Raw genomic sequence first — 18,841 nt, forward strand, 5'->3', positions numbered from 1 at the left:
CCGGCCAGAGGTGGTGCCACATGCAGGAGAACCCGCAGAGCGGGCAGAGCCGCATACCCGGCCGCCTGGCCAACTGGATGGCCAAACTCCGCGGCTGGCCGGCACTGCGGCCGCTGCTGGGCTTCATCGTGCTGGTGGCCGTCTTCGTCGGGTCTTATCTCTACTTCCAGGGCTGGCCGGGCCTCTCCGGCCCCGAGCCGTCCGCCGTGGAGGAGCCGACGACCCCGGCGGGCGCGGACCAGGGGTCGGCCCCCAGCGCGGCGACGCCGCAGCCCGTTCCCAGCCAGGCCGGGGCCGCCGCCGGTGCCGAGACCGGCACGCGGTCCGAGCCGCGGGACGACGTGCCCACCCGCGAGGTGGCGGGCGAGACGACGCCCGCCTTGGCCTGGCCCGTGACCAACGGCCGCACGGCCATGGGCTTCGGCTGGCAGTACTCGGAGACCATGGGCGACTGGCGCTGGCATCCGGGCGTCGACCTGGCGGTCCCGGAGGGCACGGACGTCCTGGCCGCCGCAGACGGCCGCGTGGTCGGGGTCGAGCGCGACGCCGAGCGCGGGCTAACCGTCACCATCGAGCACGACGGCGGCTACCGGACCGTCTACGCCAGCCTGGCGGAGGCCTCGGTGGAGGCGGGGCAGCAGGTGCGTCGCGGCCAGGCCATCGGCAAGGCCGGTTCGTCGGCGCGGGTGGAGTCGGCCGCCGGCGTCCACGTCCACTTCGAGATCTGGCGGGGGGACGAGGCCGTCGATCCCAACACGGTCATCGGATAGCCGCGGACAGCCGCACCGTTCGCTGTCCTCGGCAAACCCCGGCCCCGGGCCGGACCTCGGCAGCCGGCCCGCCGCGGACCGGCCGGACCTGACAGGGGTGACGAGCGCCCCTTGCGCCCGGGAGGGCCGCACCGCCGACGGGCGGTGCGGCCCTCCCGCGTCCGCCCCCCTTGCGAGCCGCCCGGCCCAGGCCAAGGTCGCTCCCGGTGCGCCCGGCAGGGTTCGCCGACCCGGCCGTTCGCCATGCCGAACCAGCCGGCGGGCCCTCCCCCGGGCGTGGTCCGGTGGCCCGTCGGCCAGGGAAGCGCGGGCCGCCCCGGCCCGCGCTTCCCCGCAGCGGCCATCGCCGTCCGGGGTCGCGTCCGCAGCAATCCCCCCGGGCGCATCGGCTCACCTGCGTCCGACGCATCGGCTCACCTGCGTCCGACGCGGATCCACGGCGTCCGCACCGCCCAAGCCGCCCCCGCCATGCGCACCGGCCCGCGTCGCGGCCCGATGGCATCGGGCCGCGACGCGGGCCGCGTCCCCCATCGTGGCCCCTCCCGCCCAACCGGCGGCGGGCGCGCCTCGCCCCCGAACCCCGTGCACCGCTCCCCTCGCCCCAGGCACCGCGCCCATCCCCGTCCCACGGCCCTCCGGCGAAGCCGGTTCGTCCCCCGGGTGGGACCCCGTCGACCAGCCCGATGGCCTGTCCGCCCGTGCGCGGCCGTGCGCGGCCCTGCGGTCAAGGTATGTTTGCCTAACGCCCTCATATAGATGGTAACAGACCAGGGCGAAGGGGGCAGGTCGGTGAAGGACTACATCTGGAAGCGCGTGGTGGAGGTGAGCACGTACATCGCTCGCACCCGCTCCACCGTGCGCGAGGCAGCCAAGGTGTTCGGTGTCTCGAAAAGCACCGTCCACAAGGACGTAACCGAGCGCCTGCCCAAGATCGACAGCCAGCTGGCGGCGAAGGTCCAGCAGGTCCTGGCGACCAACAAGGCGGAGCGCCACCTGCGGGGTGGTGAGGCCACCCGCCTCAAGTACCTGCAGGAGCAGCGGGGCCCGGTGCGCAAGCAACCCCCCTCGGAGCCCTCCGTCGGGGCCTGAACGCTGTCCCTGCCGGCACCGGCCCTGGCCCCCGGACGAACGCGGCCGTGGCGGCGGCCCCCGGGCGCGACCCGGTGTCAGCGGCCTGCAGCCCGGCCCCCTTCCTTCCCCTGCCCCGGACGACCCCTCCCCGGCGTCGGTCCGCATCGCACCCGCCTGGGCGCGCGGCGGACAACCCATTCCCAGCGGCGGCGAGCGGCACCCGCCTGGACGCGCGGCGGACAACCCATTCGATGGACAACCCATTCCCAGCGGCGACGAGCGGGGGTCCGAGGCCATCCCCTCCCGGCCCGCCATCTTGTGCGTCAAGAGGAACCCGACCCGATGGCAAAGAAATCCGCCCTGGCGTCGACACCGCCTCCACGCCCGCCGACCGACGGCCGTCGGCCGCGGTGGCGGCCGTCCCACGGGCAGGAGGGAGGAGGGGACATGGTCGGGTTCGTGCGGGACCTGGGGGTCGACCTGGGCACCGCCAACACCCTGGTCTACGTGGAGGGCCGCGGCATCGTGCTCAACGAGCCCTCGGTGGTCGCCGTCGACCGGCAGACGGGGCGCGTCGTGGCCGTGGGCGCCGAGGCCCATCGGATGTTGGGGCGGACGCCGGGCCACATCGTGGCCGCGCGCCCGCTGCGCGGTGGCGTCATCGCTGACTTCACGGCCACCGCCACCCTGCTCAAGGCGTTGCTGCAACGGGCCATGCCCCACCGGCTGGGCTTGCGGCCCCGCATGGTGGTGTGCGTCCCCGCCGGCGTCACCACCGTGGAGCGGCGGGCCGTCATCGAGGCGGGCTACGAGGCGGGGGCCCGCAAGGTCTACCTGGTGGAGGAACCGGTCGCCGCCGCCCTGGGGGCGGGGCTCGACATCCACCGGCCCGGCGGCCACCTGGTGGTCGACGTGGGCGGGGGCACCACGGACATCGCTGTGCTCTCCCTGGGGGGCGTGGTGGTGGGCGCCTCGGTGCGGGTCGGCGGCGACGCCTTCGACGAGGCCATTGTCCGCCATGTCAAGCGGCGGTACAACGTGCTGATCGGCGAGCGCACGGCGGAGCAGGCCAAGATCGCCATCGGCACGGCCGTGCCTCCCGACGCGGACGAGCGCTTCGAGGTGCGGGGCCGCGACCTGGTCACCGGCCTGCCCCGGACCCTGCACCTGACCGCCGCCGAGATCCACGAGGCGCTGGAAGAGCCCATCGGCACCCTGCTGGCCGGCCTGCGTGCCGCCCTGGAGCGGGTTCCTCCGGAGCTCGCGGCCGACCTGGTGGTGGGCGGGATGGTGCTCACCGGCGGCGGGTCGCTGCTGCGGGGCCTGGACCGGCGCATCGCCGAGGCCACCGGTCTGCCCGTGGTGCAGCCGGAGGAGCCGCTGCTGACGGTGGCCCTGGGGACCGGGGCGGCCCTGGGCATGCTCGATCGCCTGGCGGGGGTCGTCGTCGCCGGGTGACACCGGCCTTGGGCCCCACCGTCCACGCCGGAACCGACCTCGGTGCCCTCGCGTCCGCGCTCGGGCGGCCGTGGCCCCGGACCGGCCGAGGGCCGGATCACGAAGGATGGGGGGCGAGGCCGCGGGCCGGGGCGCACCGGCCCGCGGGGCGGAGGATGTCTGCGGTCTCGACGAGCTGCACCCGGCTGCGGCCCAGGGCCGGCCCGAAGCCGACGCGACAGGCGACCGCCGCCCGGTGCGGGCCGGGGAGGGCGGCCATTGGGCGGTTCGATGGCAGGCCGCCGGACGCTGCGCGCGACCCGCCGCGAAGACGATCCGAGCTCCCAGCAGGAATGGCGCGACCGGCGCCGAACATGCCTTCCAAAACGAGGTTCCCGTCGAGGTTCGACACGCCGCGAAAGGGCAAACCCGCCGAAAGGCGGGGGCGCAAAGCCACGGGTCTACCGCGCGGCGGGGGCGACCGAGGGCCGACGAGGATCCCCCCTCCGAAGGGGGAGGGGAGCGGGCTTGGGGCCCGGGGGCGCCGTCCGCCGGCCACGACGGCCGGGCTGCCGAACGGGTGGAGCATCCCGTACCGCCCGACCCACCGTAGGACGGTTCTCCGGGCCGCGGGCCCGGTCCCGGTGCCTCGCCACGGTGGCAGCGGGCGGAGGGATAGGTTGGGCTCTCGTCCCCCGGCAGCCGCCGGGGGTTTTCATTTGGTGCCCTTGATGGACCCCGGTTCGCTGCTCCGGTTCGCGCCCGGTTCGCTGCCGGCGGCAGGCGCGCACCGGCCTCGCATCGCGGGGCCATGGGCCCCAGGGGGTCCCGGGCGGCCGTGGCTCGCCGGTCAGTGGAGGGAGACGGGCCTTGTTGCGAGGACTCTACACCGCCGCCAGCGGCATGATGGCCCGGGTCGTGGTGCAGCAGCGCCTGGCCACGGACCTGGCCAACGTCGAGACCCCCGGCTATCGGGCTAGCTGGAACGTCACCGAGGCCTTCCCGGAGCTCCTCGTCTCCCGGCTGGAGGGCCGTGGTGCGGCGCCGGTCGGCCCGGTGGGCAACGGGGTGGTGGTGGCCGAGGCCGGTCTCGACGTCCGCCCCGGTCCGTGGGTGGAGACCGGTCGCCCCCAGGATCTGGCCCTGGCGGGCGAGGGCTTCTTCGTGGTGCTGGGACCGGATGGGCCCGCCTACACCCGGGCGGGCAACTTCACCGTCGGACCCGAGGGCTACCTGCAGACGCCCGACGGCTGGCCCGTGCTCGGCATCGACGGGGAGCCCCTGTGGGTGGGCACCGCCGACTTCACCGTGACGCCGGACGGTCAGGTGGAGGTGGGCGGCTTCGCCGTGGGCACCATCGCCCGGGTGAACTTCGCCAACCCCGCCGCCTTGCGCAGGGCCGGCGACAACCTGCTGGTCAACCTGGGCGATGCGGGCGCGGCGGTGCCCGTGGACACGCCGGTGCGCCAGGGCGTTTTGGAACAGTCCAATGTCGACCCGGTGAAGACGGTGGTGGCCATGCTGGCCAACTTCCGCGCCTTCGAGGCCGCCCAGCGGGTGCTGGCGGCCCATGACCAGACCCTGGGTCTGGCCATCCAGGAAGTGGGGCGGGTGACGTGATCCAGCGGGCCCTGTGGTCGTCGGCCGCGGGCATGGCCGCCGCCGCCCGTCAGGTCGACGTCACCGCCAACAACCTGGCCAACGTCAACACCGCCGGCTTCAAGGCGTCGCGGGCGGACTTCGCCGACCTGGCCTACGCCGCCGTGCAGGCGCCGGTGGCGCCCCTCGCCGCGGCGACCGGCGGCGTGCAGGTGGGGCACGGTGTACGCCTCGCCGCCACGCCCCGCCTCTGGCACCAGGGGCCGCTCCGCGAGACCGGCTCGCCGTGGGACCTGGCCCTGGAGGGGGCCGGCTTCCTCCAGGTGGTCGAACCCGCCACGGGGGAGGTCTTGCTGACGCGGGGCGGCGCCTTCACCCTCAGCCCCTGGCCCGGGGGCCCGCCGGCGGCCGGCGGGCCCGACGGAGGGGAGGGGCTGGTGGTCACCGACGGCGCCGGGCGGCCCCTGCTGCGGGACGACGGGCAGCCGGTGGTGTTGCCGCCGGGAAGCCGCACGTGGATCGTCTCGCCCGAGGGCGAGATCCGGGCCGTGTTGGCCGACGGCGACGAGGTCCCGGCGGGACGACTGGCCGTGGTGGTGCCGGCGGCACCCGACGCCCTGGAGAGCCGGGGCGAGGGCCTGTTCGCACCGGGACCCGAGCCGCTGATCGCCCTGCCGCCGGGGCAGGGCGGGGCCGGTCGGGTGCGCCAGGGCATGCTGGAGCAGTCCAACGTCGACCTGGCCGCGGAGATGACGCGCCTCTTGGCGGCGCAGCGGGCCTACCAGCTCAATGCCCGGGCGGTGCTGACCGCCGACGAGATGATGGGCGCCATCAACCGCCTGCGGCCGTGAGACGCGAGGACGGCCATCAACCGCGGGAACCCGTGACCTTTGGTTTGTCCTCTTCCCCCCAAGGCCCGCATGGGCCTCCCCCCTGATGCGCCCGGGGCGGGCGGCGGTCTGCCGCCCGCCCCGGGCGCGTTGCCGGTTCGTCCGGCGCCGGGCCGTCGCCGGGGCCGTCGCGGGGCCGTCACGGGGCGTCGCATGAAAGCTTCCGGACGTTGGTATATACTCGTATTCGGGCGCGGGACAGCCTGGGCCACCGGCCCCGTCGGCGGCCGGGACGGTCGGCCTGGCCAGGGACGCTCCGTGCTTCTGCCGGTGGCGACGGCCCCGCCCGATCTGCCCAACCGAGGAGGGATCGTCGGTGGCTTACCAACTGCCGCCCCTGCCGTACGACTACAACGCCCTCGAGCCGCACATCGACGAGCAGACCATGCGCATCCACCACGACCGGCACCACGCCACCTACGTGAACAACGTCAACGCGGCCCTGGAGAAGTATCCCGCGCTCCAGAACAAGCCCATCGAGGAGCTCCTGCGCCAGATCGACCAGGTTCCCGAGGACATCCGCACCGCCGTGCGGAACAACGGCGGCGGCCACGCCAACCACTCGCTGTTCTGGGAGATCATGAGCCCGCGCGGCGGCAGCCAGCCCTCGGGTGCCCTGGCCGAGGCGATCAACAAGGCCTTCGGCAGCTTCGAATCCTTCAAGGAGCAGTTCACCAAGACCGCCACGACCCACTTCGGCAGCGGCTGGGCGTGGCTCGTGGTGGACGAGAAGGGCGACCTGCAGGTGTACAGCCTGCCGAACCAGGACAGCCCCTACATGAAGGGCCACACGCCGATCCTGGGCCTGGACGTGTGGGAGCACGCCTACTACCTGAAGTACCAGAACCGGCGGCCTGACTACGTCGCCGCGTGGTGGAACGTGGTCAACTGGGACGAGGTCGCCCGGCGCTACGAGAAGGCCCGCGGCTGATCCGGCAGGCGGCGGGAAGGCGTCGACGCGTCGGCTGCCGGCGCGCCCCGGTGCCTGGCCGGCCGGGCCGGGCCGGAAGCGCCTGCCGGGAAGCGTGCGGATCGTGCGCCGCTCGGCCCGCGGAATTGCGGCATGGGAATGGGCGCAGTGGGGAGCCGGTTCCTCCGGCTCCCCCTTTTTTACCGCCTTGGGGCTTGCGGGGCGAGCCCTTGGCGCCTTGGGCAGCCCGATGGGCGACGCGGGACGAGGGGCGCCGCCGGCGCCGGCCACCGGAGGCGCCAAAAGGTGGGTTGGCAGGGCGGGCACGGTCCCACGGCGAATCTGTAGGGGTCGCACCGCCGGTCCCCTCGCGGACGCCGGGGGGATTCCTCGCGGCTCCCATCCCGGGTGCGGGGGCGAGGGGGGACCGTCGGCGGATCGGGGGCGGGTACGGCTGGCGGCTTCTGGGCGCACGAGCCGCGGGACGAGCCGGCCCGCCCGTGGCGCCCGTGGCGACTGCATGCCTCGGGCGCATCGAGCTGCGCGACCTTCATGGCGACGGGGAGGATGGACCGCCCGTGACCGAGCAGGACCGCCCTCAGGGGGCCACGGACCGCCCCGGGGCCATGGCCATCGACGAGATCCTCCAGGTGCTCCCCCACCGCTATCCCTTCCTCCTGGTCGATCGCATCCTGGCCCTGGAGCCCGGTCGCCGGGCGGTCGGGCGCAAGTGCGTCAGCGCCAACGAGCCCTTCTTCCAGGGACACTTCCCGGGCCGCCCCATCATGCCGGGGGTGCTGATCCTCGAGGCCATGGCCCAGGTGGGGGCGTGCGCCGTCCTCTCGCTGCCGGAGAACCGCGGCCGCCTGGCCCTGTTCGCCGGCGCCGACCGCGTCCGCTGGCGCCGGCCCGTGGTCCCCGGGGACTGCCTGGAGATCGAGGTGGAGATCGTCGCCGTGCGCGGACCCGTGGGCAAGGGGCGCGCCCGCGCGACCGTCGACGGCCAACTGGCGGCGGAGGCGGAGCTGAGCTTCGCCCTGCGACCGGCGTGAAGCCGTTCGCGATCGCTCGGCTTCGATCGACCGTCGCCCGCTGCCACGGGTGACGTCCCGGGGGACCTCCGCCGCTGGGATCGCCCGTCGCCGCAGCCTCCGGCCCGCGGGCGTCCCGTCCGGGGGCCGACGCGCCCACCAACCCGGCGTGCCGTCGCCGTCCCCGGGCAGGCGGGTCCGAACCCCCGGCGACCGGAGGGGTCGACCCTGCGAGCTGGCCTTGCGACCGGGGGGCCGGGCTGCGGATTGTGCGGACTTTGGATAACGCGGATGCCCATTCCATAACCTACATGCAGGATGCAACGGGTACATGGCGTGTCCGGCTGCGGGCGCCGGACACCCCTGGGCCGGGCGACCCTGCACGGAGGAGGCGTCTTTCGGCATGGCGGATGCTTCGATGGAGGCGCTGCGACCGGACGGGGAGGCGACGCCCCCGATCCGGCAGCCGCAGCCGGTTCGTCCCGCTGAGGCGGCGGATGCCCGGCCCGGGGGGATGGCGGGCGTGCCCGCTGCAAGCGGCGGGGCGGCGAGCCCCACGGCGGATGGGGGGGCGGCCAGGGCCGGGGGGCGGGCGCCGGCCACCCCCGGCGCCGACGCTCGCCGGCGTGCCGGGCCGACGGGCGTCGGGGGAACCGGTCGTGCCGGCGTTGGGGGTGCCGGTCGTGCCAGCGGCGGGGGCATCGATCGTGCCGACGGCGGGGGTGCCGGGCCCGCCCGGGCGCGGCAAAGTGCTGGCGTGGCGGCCAACCGCCGCAGCGATGCGCCGGCCGCCCGCCCTGGGGCGGGCCGCGGCGCCGTCGGCTCGCCGGCCGCGACCGGCCAGGTCCGGGATCGCGCGGGGCTCGTGCCCCTGGCGCCCGGGACCCGCGTCCACGGCACCATCACCGGCATCGTCGACTACGGCGCCTTCGTGGTGACGGACGACGGCCGCCGCGGGCTGATCCACATCTCCGAGATCGCCGACTGGTACGTGGAGCGGGCGGAGGACTACTTCTACAAGGGCGAACGGGTCCAGGTCGAGGTGGTGCACTTCGACCCCGCCAGCGGCAAGTACGCCTTCTCCACCCGGCGGCTCGGCGGCAAGCAGCCCCTGGCCAACCGATACGCCGACCGCCTGCTCGAGCTCCATCGGCACGGCGTGGGCGGATCCCCCACCTCCCCGTGGACCCGGGGCCGCGGCCGGCGCCCGGCCCCTCGGGGGGCCGGTGCCGGTAGGCTGGGGGACGGGCCGGAGGCGCACGGAACGCCCTGGGGGGCGCCGACGGCTCCCCCGCGGACGAACCGGCCCCCCGGCCGACGGCCCGCCCACGGCCGCCCGGTCGTGGAGTCGTGGTCCGAGCCACCGCGCCGGGGGACCGCGGCGGGAACGGGCCAGGTGGGATCCTCCGGACGAACCGGCCACGACGGGGTCAGAGAGGCCGTCCCGGGTGCCCCCGCGGCCGGCGCGTCGGGAGCCGTGCCGCACGCCATGCCGCACGCCGCCGCGGCGGCCACCGGCATCGATGCCGCCGGCCTGCTGGAGCTGCTCCACCGGCATGTCGGGGAGGTCTCCCCCGCTGCGCGGGAGGAGCTGGACCGACTGGTCGAGGCGCATGGTGCCGCTCGGGTCGCCGCGGTCCTCGCCCAGGTCCTTGAGGGAGCCGATCGGTCGCTCCAGGTGGTGGAGGCCGCCGGAAGACGACTGGCTGCGGGGACCGGTGCCTCGGCCTAGGAAGCCGGTCAGGCAGTGCGGGCCGGCGCTCCGGGTGGGCCTGTGCATCCTGCGGGCGTCGAGGCCGCGAGGCCCCGGGGCTTGACGCCGTCCAGCATCGGAAGGTTGCACGCGGAGGTCGCGCTCGGAAGGTCGCACCAAGCTGAACGAAGGCGGTTCGGGGCGTCGCAGGCCCGTGCGACAAGGCTGCATCACGGGCCGGCGGCGCCCCTCTGCGCTCCTGGGCCGCCGCCGGCATGCGGCCCCCTTCGGCCACCGGGTCCCCAGCGCCCTTCGGCCATCGGCGGTCCCCAGCGCCTATAATAGGGACGGTTCGATCCGGAGGAGGATGCCCCTTGCTCCCGTATCTGATCGCCCTCGACGTTGACGGGACCCTGCTGGACAGCCGCGGCACGCTGCGACCCCGGGTGCGCGACGCCGTCCGGGCGGCCGTGGCGGCGGGGCATCACGTGGTGCTGGCCACCGGCCGCCGCTGGGTGGCGACGCGACCCTTCGCCCGGGACCTCGGGCTGCGGGCCCCGTGCATCGTCCACAACGGCGCGGTGGCCGTCGACCCCCTCACGGACCAGCCGGTCTGGAAGCAGCCGCTGCCCACCGAGTTCGTCCGCCAGGCCATCCTCAAGGCGCGGGAGCTCGGGGTGTCCCTGTTCGTCCACGATCTCGAACACCCCCACGGCGACCGCATGCTCTACGAACCCGGCGCCCGGCTGCCCAGGGCGTCCTGGTTCTTCGAGGCGGGCCGGCTGACCCAGGAGGTGCCCGACCTCCTGGCGTGGCTCCAAGTGGGCGCCGTCCGGATCCTGGTGCGGGACCGGTACGAGGGGGCCGAAGCCTTCCACCAGTGGATCAAGGCGCGGTGGGGCGACGCCGTCCGCGTCCTGACCGGACCGGACCTGGAACCGGACATCTACGCCGTCGAGGTCTCCGACGCACCCGTGTGCAAGGGCTGGGCCCTGGAGCGCCTGGCCGCCCACCTCGCGATCCCCGTCGAGCGCGTCGTCGCCATGGGCGACTGGGACAACGACATCGAGATGCTGCAGTTCGCCGGCCTGGGCGTGGCCATGGCCAACGGCTCCCCCGCCGCCCGGGCCGCTGCCCGCCGCGTCACCGTCAGCAACGACGAGGACGGGGTGGCGGTGGTGCTGGAGGAGCTGCTGGGGGGAGTCGGCGGCGGCGTGGGCGGGGGCGCCGAGGTCGGGCGCTGAGACGCCGGGCCGGGGCGCGCCCCGTTTTTGGGACCCATCCCAGGCCTAACGAGGAAGCCCCCTCCCTTCGATATTCCGGATAGCCGCAGGCAACGGCAGGGAGACCACCCCAGCCCGCGGGCCGGTTGGGCCGGCCGAGCCAAGCCCGGGACCTTTGAGCGGAGTCGAGGACCTGCGGTGAGTCGGTCCAGCCGTTCCGGCGGAGACGGGGGCATCCCTGGCCCCCGGCGGCGGCAGGCGCGCGATGTCGCCGGCGGGGGAAGAACCGGCAAGGGAGGGCTGCAGTTCATGCGGATCAACCACAACGTGGCCGCGCTCAACGCGTGGCGGAATCTCAGTCAGACGAACAGCCTGCTCAACAAGAGCCTGGAGCGGCTGTCGTCGGGCCTGCGGATCAACCGGGCGGCCGACGACGCGGCGGGCCTGGCCATCTCGGAGAAGATGCGGGCCCAGATCGCCGGCCTGCAGACGGCCCAGCGCAACGCCCAGGACGCCATCTCGCTGATCCAGACGGCGGAGGGCGCGCTGAACGAGGTCCACAGCATCCTGCAACGCATGCGCGAGCTGGCGGTTCAGGCGGCCAACGACTCCATGACGGATGCAGATCGAGCCAACCTCCAGAAGGAGGTTGAACAGCTCATCGCCGAGCTCGATCGTATCGGCAACACGACGGAGTTCAACACTAAGAAGCTCCTCGACGGCAGCGCCGGTGTAAGTACCGCAGTTACCAGCGGGAAGGCTCTAAACGTGTCTGCAACAGGAGACACGCAGGCTGGTTCCTATACGATCGACATCAAGAATTCTGCAACCCGTGGTGAGGTCTGGCTGGCGGAAGCAGGTGCCGGCACGTGGAGCACATTTAGCGACGTAAATGACACCCTGGCGAACGATCTAGATATTACCGTTAATGGGCGCAGGTATTTCTTCGCCGCCGGCACAAAGGTCCAGGATGTCATCGACACGGTCAACGAAGACTCTGCGTTAACCGGCGTAGAGGCGGACTTTAATGCCAATGCGATTCGCTTCCGTACCACGGACGTTGGGAGCGCCCACCAGGTGTCCGTAACAATCAACGAGACCAGCGATGTCTTTAACTTGTCAACAAACGGCACTGACCCGGGAAATGATACTAACTTGGCGACCGACACCGGTACTGATGCCGAGTTAGGCAGTGCTGGGGTAAACGGCTCTCCCGTCAATTACGAAGCCGTTGGGAACCGGATCACGATCCTTTCGGGTCCGGCCAAGGGGCTGTCGTTCACGGTCGACGCGAGCGGGACGTACGCTGACGGCAGCGACTTAGACGATCCCACAATCACGGTGGGCACTAACGGTGCACTAACATTCCAGATTGGTGCCAACACTGGGCAGAGTCTCAGTGTTGCGATTGACGACATGCGCTCGCAGGCGCTGGGAGTCAAGACCGTAGACGTCTCGACCCGGTCCGGCGCGTCCAACGCCATCAGTGCCATCGATAATGCTATTAACACGGTATCGGTCCAGAGGGCCCGGCTCGGCGCGGTCCAGAATCGCCTCGAGCACACTATTGCCAACCTCGGCGTTGCCGTCGAAAACCTGCAGGCTGCGGAATCCCGCATCCGCGACGTCGACATGGCCTTAGAGATGGCTAACTTCACGCGGAACCAGATCCTGCTGCAGTCCGGCACGGCCATGCTGGCCCAGGCCAACGCCATGCCGCAAGCAGTGCTGCAGCTCCTGGGCAGCTGATCTCCGGGACCGAGTACAGGGTCTCCGCTTGAGTAACCCACTTCCCCCACGGGTGCGCTACCCCAAACCGCAGGTCCAGGGTGCTCTCCCCCTCACCGGACCGGCCGGAAAGCCCGCGGCGGGCCGGCTGTCACGACGACAGCCGGCCCGCCCATGCTTTGCGTGCTTGATCACCGAGGTTTCCCATCGACACCCGGTGCCGCTGACGGCAGCCGAACCGCCTGTGCAGCACTGGGCCTGCGTCGTTGTCCAGGTTGCCGAAACCACCAACCGACCCGGGCAGTTGGGACCCGGGTCCGGTTAACGACGCCCGGTCCTCATCCGATATGACGGACAGAGTGCTCCACCGGCGACGAGGCGGGGCGACCGCGACGGGGGAGCGACGACTCCGTGCGGTGCGGGCCCTGGCCAGGGCCAGCACACGGAGGGATCCCTGCGCCGGTGCGCCGCGAGACATCCCCGACCAACAACGAACCAGAACGAATGGGCGGGAGACGTGAGCACCTTGACCATCCGACCCCAGGATCCGGTGACCGGAGGCGGTCTCCCGGGCTCGGGCCCGGGGCTCATGGCAACGATACCGGGAAATGCGTTGCGGCTGCCGGGGGGAGCCGGTGGGGGCAACCGGGCCAGTGGGAGCGGTGGAGCCCCCGCCGAGCTGGGCCCCACCCCGGCGGCCCGGCCAGCCGGGATCGACCCCTGGATGCCGCCCCTGCAGGACCTGCCCAGTCAAGCCTTCGCCTACCGCCTGGAATTCCACGTGGACGACGCCACCGGCCGCCTGGTGGCGCAGGTGGTGGACCGGGAGACGGGCGAGACGGTGCGGCAGGTTCCTCCGGAACACGTGCTGCGGATCGCCATGTACCTAGAGTGCCTGATGGGTAGGCTGTTGGATCACCGGTGGTGACCCTGGCCGCAGTCGCTCGGCAGACCGCGGCTCAGACCGCGGCTCGGCGACGTCCCCCGAGCGCAGGTGCAACGCCAGGGGTGGCGGAACCCGGCGGAGGAGGCGACCCCATGCGCATCAGCGGCCTGGCCAGCAACCTGGACTGGGAGCAGCTCGTCGACCAGCTGATGCAGATCGAGCGGCGGCCGCTGCTCCTGCTCGAGCGCCGCAAGCTGGAGATCGAGACCGAGAAGAACGCCTGGAGTGACATCCGCACGCGGGTCAGCAACCTGCGGGATCGCATCGCCGCGGTCCTGGCTGCGGATCTCTTCCAGAGGGTCGAGGCCACCAGCAGCGACGCCGCCCGGGTCACCGCCCAGGCGGGCAGCGCCGCGGTCCCCGGCACCTACTCGGTCGAGGTTCAGCAGCTGGCCACCGCTCACGCCATCGCGACCTACGTCGAGGTTGATCCATCGGTTGCTCGAAACGTGGACGGCGACCTCACCCTGGCCGTCACGACGGTGGACGGGCATACCATGGCATCCTTCCATGTCATGATCGACCCCGCCGACTCGCTCTACGCCATCCGTGACAAGATCAACGCCGCCGTCGACGCAGCCGTCGCCGCCGACCCGAATCTGAAGCCCTACGCCGTGCGCGCGGAGATCATCGGGGGACACCTCGTGATCAGCCGCACCGAGACGGGGGCGAGCACCATTGAGGTCTCAGGGTCGGCAGCCGGGGCACTGCAGTTGCTCAACCAAAACGGCGCCGAGCGAATTGTTACCGAGGGGAAGGATGCGGCGTTCAAGGTCAACGGTGTGGGGTTCACCCGTTCGTCCAACACGGTGAGCGACGTGATCCAGGGCGTCACCCTGGAGCTCCACCAGGCCGGCCCCGGCCAAACCGTCACCATCACCGTCGGCTGGGATGACGACGCCGTGGTCGATGCCGTCAAGAAGTTCGTCGAGCAGTACAACAGCACCCTCTCCTTCATGAACCAGCAGCAGGACTACCAGGCCGCAGGGGGAGGGAAGCTGGGCGGCGACGTCCTGCTCACGATGCTGCGCGGCGAGCTGCGCCGCCTGGTGGCGGATCCCGTGGAGGCGCTGTCGGGCTCCGACCTGGACCGGCTGGCGGCGGTGGGCATCACCACCCAGGACAAGTCCGGCACCCTCCAGCTGGACGAGGCCAAGCTCAGGGAGGCGCTGGCGGCCGACCGGGCCGCGGTCCAGCGCCTGCTGGCCGGCGATCCCGACGCCGCCGGCTCCAGCGACGACGGCGTGTTCGTCCGCCTGCGCAAGGCCGTCGACCGGTGGCTCGAGACCAACACCGGGCTCCTGGACCGGCGCATCGACGCCCTGGACGACCGCGTGCGCGACTACGCCGAGCAGATGGAGCGGATGGAGTACCGCCTCCAGCTCCGCGAGCAGAACCTGATGCGCCAGTTCGAGGCGCTGGAGAGCCTCATCGCCACGCTGCAGTCCCAGGAGCAGTGGTTGATCCAGCAGATCAACCAGCTCACGTCGTTGCGACCCAGGAAGTGACGGCAGTGACGACCTCGCTGCCACCGAGGAGGGCGGGAGAGCCCCATGCGACCCGATGAAGACCACCAGAACCCGAAGACGCGGCCGAACGGGAGGACGGCGGGACCCGCGGGGGCGGCGTCGACCGCGGGGACCGAGCCGGTGCGGACACCCAACCTCTCCTCCCATCCACGGCCATCCGGCACCGGGCCGGTCGACGGCGCGACCGTCCGCCCCGGGCGGCTGGCGGCGTCGCCGGCCGTCGCGGGGGCTGCCGTCCCGGGTCCGTCGGCTGCCCTGGCTCCCCGCTCCCAGCCGTTGGGCATGCCACGGCGGGCGGTGGCGCACCCCGCCCGCTCCTACGTGGCGACCCGGGTCCTGACCGCGCCGCCCCAGGTGCTGGTCTTGATGCTCATGGACGGGGTGCTGCGGGAGGTGGCGCGGGCGCTCCAGGTGGACGTCAAGGCGCGGGGCGGTCGCGAACGCCTCCACCGGGCCCTGACCCGCGCCCAGGACTTCCTGCGGGAGCTCATGCTGGCCCTCGACCACGAGCGCGGCGGCGAGCTGGCCGCCCGGTTGAGCGCCCTCTACCTGTTCTGTCAGGAGCGGCTCATCGAGGCCAACGTCAAGGGCGATGCCCGCCTGGCGGCTGACGCCGTGCGGGTGCTGGTCCCCATCCGCGAGGCCTGGGCGGCCCTCTGCTCCGGACGAACCGGCTCCCGTGAGCCCGCAGGTGGCCCGGATCGGGCCGCTCCCGCGTCCGCCCTGAACGACCGCAACGACCGCGGCGTCGCGCCGACCGGCCGCAGCCGGTCGACGACCCCGGATCCCACGGAGCCCCTGCAGCCCCTGCAGGCGCCGCCCCCGTCGCCAGGCCGACATGCCGGCGTACCGGCTCCGACACGGCCCACGACACCGCCCATGACCTCGCCCACGACGCCGCCCGCGACACCGCCCCCGAAGGAGGCGGAGGCCCTCGGCGCGCCGGCGGGCATCACCGCGCCCGCAGCATCCGCAGCGCCCGCAGCGCACGCGCCGCCCGCGGCGCCCGCGCCGTCGCCCTCGCCGGCACCCGAACCCGAGCCCCCGCGACCGCCCCGGCGGTCGCCCGCCCACGGCGGCATCGCCGATGCCCGCTGGGGGGTCCGGCCGTGAGCGAGTCCGACCTCTGGGAGCTGATCCTCGAGACCCGCAAGGACCTGGACCGGTGGATCGAACGCGGCCGGCGGGCCCAGGCGGCCGCCGGCCGCGGCGACTGGGACGCCGCCCGCGCGGAACTGGAGGCGCGCCGGTTCCTCCAGGAACAGGTCAGCGCTCGGCTTCAGCGGTTGCAGGCCGGGGTCGGAGCGGAGGGGCACAGGCTGCCCGGCAGCCCCGCCGCGCGGCAGTGGCTGGCCCAGCTCGAGGAGCACCTCCGCCAGGCCCTTGAGGCCGATCGGCAGCTTCGCCTGGCCCTGGCCGTCCGTCACGAGGCCCTGGGGGAGCGGGCCCGCTTCCTCGAACAGGCGCGCCGCGCCGTGGCCGCCTACGCGCGACACGTACCCCCGCCATCCACGGACCCTCGTCCATCCCGCATCCCGCGCGACGCCAATTGACACCGCCGTTCGGCGGTTGCTAGACTAACCTAGGTTTGCACAGGGTTCACGTTCCCGCCGGTTTTCCGGGTCGGTTCGCCGGTCGGCGGATGCGGCGGACGTCCGACCGGTGACAACGGAGGGTCGAACCGTCGCGGTCCGTGTCGGGTTGATCCCAGGATGGCCCCGCCGCCGGTCGACGCCCGCCCGGGAGCGCCGGCGGTGGCTTGCCCGGCGCGGGCCGGTTCGTCCGGGTGGAAGAACCGGCGGGCCGGCGGGTCCGCCCGCCGCGGCTCCGCCGGGGCCGCAGCCGCAGGGATGGAGGCTCCTTCACCGCGGGAGAAGGGGTTCTTTGTATCTCGCGGAAAGGGGGAACCCCGCGTGACGCGAGCCAAGGGCCGCCACCTGTTCACCTCCGAGTCGGTGACGGAGGGGCATCCCGACAAGATCGCGGACCAGATCTCCGACGCGGTGCTGGACGCCATCCTGGAGCAGGACCCCCAGGCCCGGGTCGCCTGCGAGACGGCGGTGACCACGGGCATGGTGCTGGTGATGGGCGAGATCTCCACGACGTGCTACGTCCACATCCCCGCCCTGGTCCGCGACGTGCTGCGGGAGATCGGCTACACCCGGGCCAAGTACGGCTTCGACGCCGACACCTGCTCGGTGCTGACCGCCATCGACGAGCAGTCGCCCGACATCGCCCAGGGCGTGCTGGACGCCTGGGAGGTCCGCCACGGACAGGCGCCGTCCGACGAGTTCAGCCGCATCGGGGCGGGCGACCAGGGCATGATGTTCGGCTTCGCCTGCCGGGAGACCCGGGAGCTGATGCCGCTGCCCATCACCCTGGCCCACCGGTTGACGCGGCGGCTGGCGGAGGTGCGCAAGTCGGGTCTGCTGCCCTACCTGCGCCCCGACGGCAAGGCCCAGGTGACCATCGAATACGAGGGGACGCGGCCGGTTCGGGTCGACGCCCTGGTCGTCTCGACCCAGCACCGGGAGGACGTCAGCCGCGCCCAGCTGGAAGAGGACATCCGGCGCCACGTCATCGAAGCCGTCGTCCCCTCCCCCATGCTGGACGAGCGGACGCGGATCTTCATCAACCCGACGGGGCGGTTCGTGATCGGCGGGCCGCAGGGCGACGCGGGGCTGACCGGGCGGAAGGTCATCGTCGACACCTACGGGGGCTACGCCCGGCACGGCGGCGGCGCCTTCTCCGGGAAGGACCCCACCAAGGTCGACCGCTCGGGCGCCTACGCCGCCCGCTGGGTGGCGAAGAACATCGTCGCGGCGGGCCTGGCGGAGCGATGCGAGATCCAGGTCGCCTACGCCATCGGCGTGGCCCAGCCGGTGTCGATCCGCGTGGACACCTTCGGCACCGGCGTGATCCCCGACGAGGAGATCGAGGAGCTGGTGCGGCGGCACTTCGACCTCCGACCGGGGGCCATCATCCACACGCTGGACCTGCGCCGGCCCATCTACCGGCAGGTGGCGGCCTACGGCCACTTCGGGCGGCCCGAGCTGGACCTGCCGTGGGAGCGGATCGACCGCGCCGCCGAGTTGCGGGAGGCGGCGGGGCTTGGCCCGATGCCCGCCGCCCCGCTGGCGGAGGTGGCGGTGACGCTCTAGCCCGGCGGGACCGTCTGGGAGATCGACCACGGCCCGGGTGGGACGAACCCGCCCGGGCGCTCGCTTTCGTGGGGGTTCGAAGCCCTGCGGGGCGGCCGGGGGCGGCGCACCGACGGGGACCGCGGGCGACGGCTCGTGGCCGCGCTGGTGGCGGCGGGCGACGACCGGCGGCCGCGGGTGACGACCGGTGGCGGCGGGCGACGACCGGTGACCGCGGGCGCGGATGCCGCATACCGATGGAAAGCGCGGGTGGGGCGTAGGAAGCGCGGGTTGCGCGGGGTTCGGCTCCCGCCTCCGCGGGGGTGTCGAGGCCCATGGGGGACGGGGCGGTCTGGTGGTTGCTGGCGCTGGGGCTGGCGGCGGGGCTCGCCGGGGTCGTCGGCGGGGTCCGGCCCGGGCGTGCACCCTGGAGCCGGCGCCCGCAGCGCCCGTCGGGCGACGGGGAGGGCGAGCCCTGGCCGCTGGTGGTCCTCGTGCGCGACGCCGCTGCCTTCATCGAGGGGATCGTCGACGAGCTGGCGGCCCTGGCGCCGGGTTCGCCCATCGTGGTGGTCGACTGCGGCTCCACCGACGAGACGCCGTGCATCGTGCAGCGCATGCGCCAGCGCGTGCCGACGCTGCAGGTGCTGTGCTGGCCCGCCGACCGCGGCGGGGGGCCCAGCCCGCTGGAGGCGGCGCTGTTCGTGACGGGCGCGCCGCTGGCCGTGACCCTGGACCTGACGAATCCCGGCCTCTTCCGGTGGCAGGATTTGCGATCCCCCCTCCTCCGGCTGCTGGACGCGGCGGCATCCGGCAGGAAAAGCATGACAGGCTGAGAATCATACAGCGACGCGATACGGGGTGGGGGGCGCGA

Annotated in this window: 16 protein-coding genes and 1 riboswitch; all 16 genes read left to right on the forward strand. The window is 73.2% G+C overall.

Annotated features, from left to right (window positions below):
* The first annotated feature begins 20 nt into the window (after window positions 1-20).
* Window positions 21-770, forward strand: coding sequence for a M23 family metallopeptidase (locus E1B22_RS04435; protein WP_135224717.1), 750 nt, complete (start codon window positions 21-23; stop codon window positions 768-770).
* A gap of 789 nt (window positions 771-1,559) precedes the next feature.
* The gene (gene spoIIID, locus E1B22_RS04440; RefSeq protein WP_135224718.1) at window positions 1,560-1,859 is read left to right on the forward strand and encodes a sporulation transcriptional regulator SpoIIID; all 300 of its coding nucleotides are present in this window, start codon (window positions 1,560-1,562) and stop codon (window positions 1,857-1,859) included.
* A 429-nt stretch (window positions 1,860-2,288) separates the two neighbouring features.
* Entirely contained in the window at window positions 2,289-3,299 is a 1,011-nt protein-coding gene (locus tag E1B22_RS04445) for a rod shape-determining protein (RefSeq protein ID WP_135224719.1), read from the forward strand.
* A 391-nt stretch (window positions 3,300-3,690) separates the two neighbouring features.
* Window positions 3,691-3,747: riboswitch (cyclic di-GMP riboswitch) on the forward strand.
* Window positions 3,748-4,148: 401 nt separating this feature from the next.
* A complete protein-coding gene (locus E1B22_RS04450) occupies window positions 4,149-4,898 on the forward strand; it encodes a flagellar hook-basal body protein (protein ID WP_135224720.1) in 750 nt (249 codons plus the stop codon).
* On the forward strand, window positions 4,895-5,728 hold the full coding sequence (locus tag E1B22_RS04455) for a flagellar hook-basal body protein (RefSeq protein ID WP_135224721.1): 834 nt from the start codon (window positions 4,895-4,897) through the stop codon (window positions 5,726-5,728). Before E1B22_RS04450 ends, E1B22_RS04455 begins: the two co-directional genes overlap by 4 nt.
* A 355-nt stretch (window positions 5,729-6,083) precedes the next feature.
* On the forward strand, window positions 6,084-6,698 hold the full coding sequence (locus E1B22_RS04460) for a superoxide dismutase (RefSeq protein ID WP_135224722.1): 615 nt from the start codon (window positions 6,084-6,086) through the stop codon (window positions 6,696-6,698).
* A gap of 605 nt (window positions 6,699-7,303) precedes the next feature.
* On the forward strand, window positions 7,304-7,729 hold the full coding sequence (fabZ, locus tag E1B22_RS04465; RefSeq protein ID WP_135225949.1) for a 3-hydroxyacyl-ACP dehydratase FabZ: 426 nt from the start codon (window positions 7,304-7,306) through the stop codon (window positions 7,727-7,729).
* A gap of 382 nt (window positions 7,730-8,111) precedes the next feature.
* Complete coding sequence (locus E1B22_RS04470) at window positions 8,112-9,440, forward strand: S1 RNA-binding domain-containing protein (RefSeq protein ID WP_135224723.1); 1,329 nt, start codon at window positions 8,112-8,114, stop codon at window positions 9,438-9,440.
* 335 nt (window positions 9,441-9,775) lie between these two features.
* Window positions 9,776-10,645: an HAD family hydrolase gene (locus E1B22_RS04475; protein ID WP_135224724.1), complete on the forward strand. Its 870-nt coding sequence runs from the start codon at window positions 9,776-9,778 to the stop codon at window positions 10,643-10,645.
* Between the two features lie 288 nt (window positions 10,646-10,933).
* A complete protein-coding gene (locus E1B22_RS13840; RefSeq protein ID WP_135224725.1) occupies window positions 10,934-12,373 on the forward strand; it encodes a flagellin in 1,440 nt (479 codons plus the stop codon).
* Window positions 12,374-12,941: 568 nt separating this feature from the next.
* Window positions 12,942-13,280 (forward strand): flagellar protein FlaG, encoded by a 339-nt coding sequence (locus tag E1B22_RS04485; protein ID WP_135224726.1) that lies wholly within the window; start codon window positions 12,942-12,944, stop codon window positions 13,278-13,280.
* Window positions 13,281-13,390: 110 nt separating this feature from the next.
* The gene (gene fliD, locus E1B22_RS04490; protein WP_135224727.1) at window positions 13,391-14,806 is read left to right on the forward strand and encodes a flagellar filament capping protein FliD; all 1,416 of its coding nucleotides are present in this window, start codon (window positions 13,391-13,393) and stop codon (window positions 14,804-14,806) included.
* A gap of 45 nt (window positions 14,807-14,851) precedes the next feature.
* Window positions 14,852-15,940, forward strand: a complete 1,089-nt coding sequence (fliS, locus tag E1B22_RS04495; protein WP_135224728.1) for a flagellar export chaperone FliS — start codon at window positions 14,852-14,854, stop codon at window positions 15,938-15,940.
* A complete protein-coding gene (locus tag E1B22_RS04500; protein WP_135224729.1) occupies window positions 15,937-16,380 on the forward strand; it encodes a hypothetical protein in 444 nt (147 codons plus the stop codon). The genes fliS and E1B22_RS04500 overlap by 4 nt, the downstream gene beginning before the upstream one ends.
* A 360-nt stretch (window positions 16,381-16,740) precedes the next feature.
* Window positions 16,741-17,988, forward strand: a complete 1,248-nt coding sequence (gene metK, locus E1B22_RS04505) for a methionine adenosyltransferase (protein ID WP_135224730.1) — start codon at window positions 16,741-16,743, stop codon at window positions 17,986-17,988.
* Between the two features lie 314 nt (window positions 17,989-18,302).
* A complete protein-coding gene (locus E1B22_RS04510; protein ID WP_135224731.1) occupies window positions 18,303-18,803 on the forward strand; it encodes a hypothetical protein in 501 nt (166 codons plus the stop codon).
* Window positions 18,804-18,841: the final 38 nt, after the last annotated feature.

This window comes from Thermaerobacter sp. FW80, assembly GCF_004634385.1.
In the GTDB taxonomy this organism is placed as follows: domain Bacteria; phylum Bacillota; class Sulfobacillia; order Thermaerobacterales; family Thermaerobacteraceae; genus Thermaerobacter; species Thermaerobacter composti.

Bases quoted from the DNA above. Each gene is read 5' to 3' on its own strand.
- E1B22_RS04435 (WP_135224717.1), top strand. From the start codon at position 21: ATGCAGGAGAACCCGCAGAGCGGGCAGAGCCGCATACCCGGCCGCCTG.
- E1B22_RS04445 (WP_135224719.1), top strand. From the start codon at position 2,289: ATGGTCGGGTTCGTGCGGGACCTGGGGGTCGACCTGGGCACCGCCAAC.
- fabZ (WP_135225949.1), top strand. From the start codon at position 7,304: ATGGCCATCGACGAGATCCTCCAGGTGCTCCCCCACCGCTATCCCTTC.
- E1B22_RS04470 (WP_135224723.1), top strand. From the start codon at position 8,112: ATGGCGGATGCTTCGATGGAGGCGCTGCGACCGGACGGGGAGGCGACG.
- E1B22_RS13840 (WP_135224725.1), top strand. From the start codon at position 10,934: ATGCGGATCAACCACAACGTGGCCGCGCTCAACGCGTGGCGGAATCTC.
- E1B22_RS04485 (WP_135224726.1), top strand. From the start codon at position 12,942: ATGGCAACGATACCGGGAAATGCGTTGCGGCTGCCGGGGGGAGCCGGT.
- fliD (WP_135224727.1), top strand. From the start codon at position 13,391: ATGCGCATCAGCGGCCTGGCCAGCAACCTGGACTGGGAGCAGCTCGTC.
- fliS (WP_135224728.1), top strand. From the start codon at position 14,852: ATGCGACCCGATGAAGACCACCAGAACCCGAAGACGCGGCCGAACGGG.
- E1B22_RS04510 (WP_135224731.1), top strand. From the start codon at position 18,303: ATGGGGGACGGGGCGGTCTGGTGGTTGCTGGCGCTGGGGCTGGCGGCG.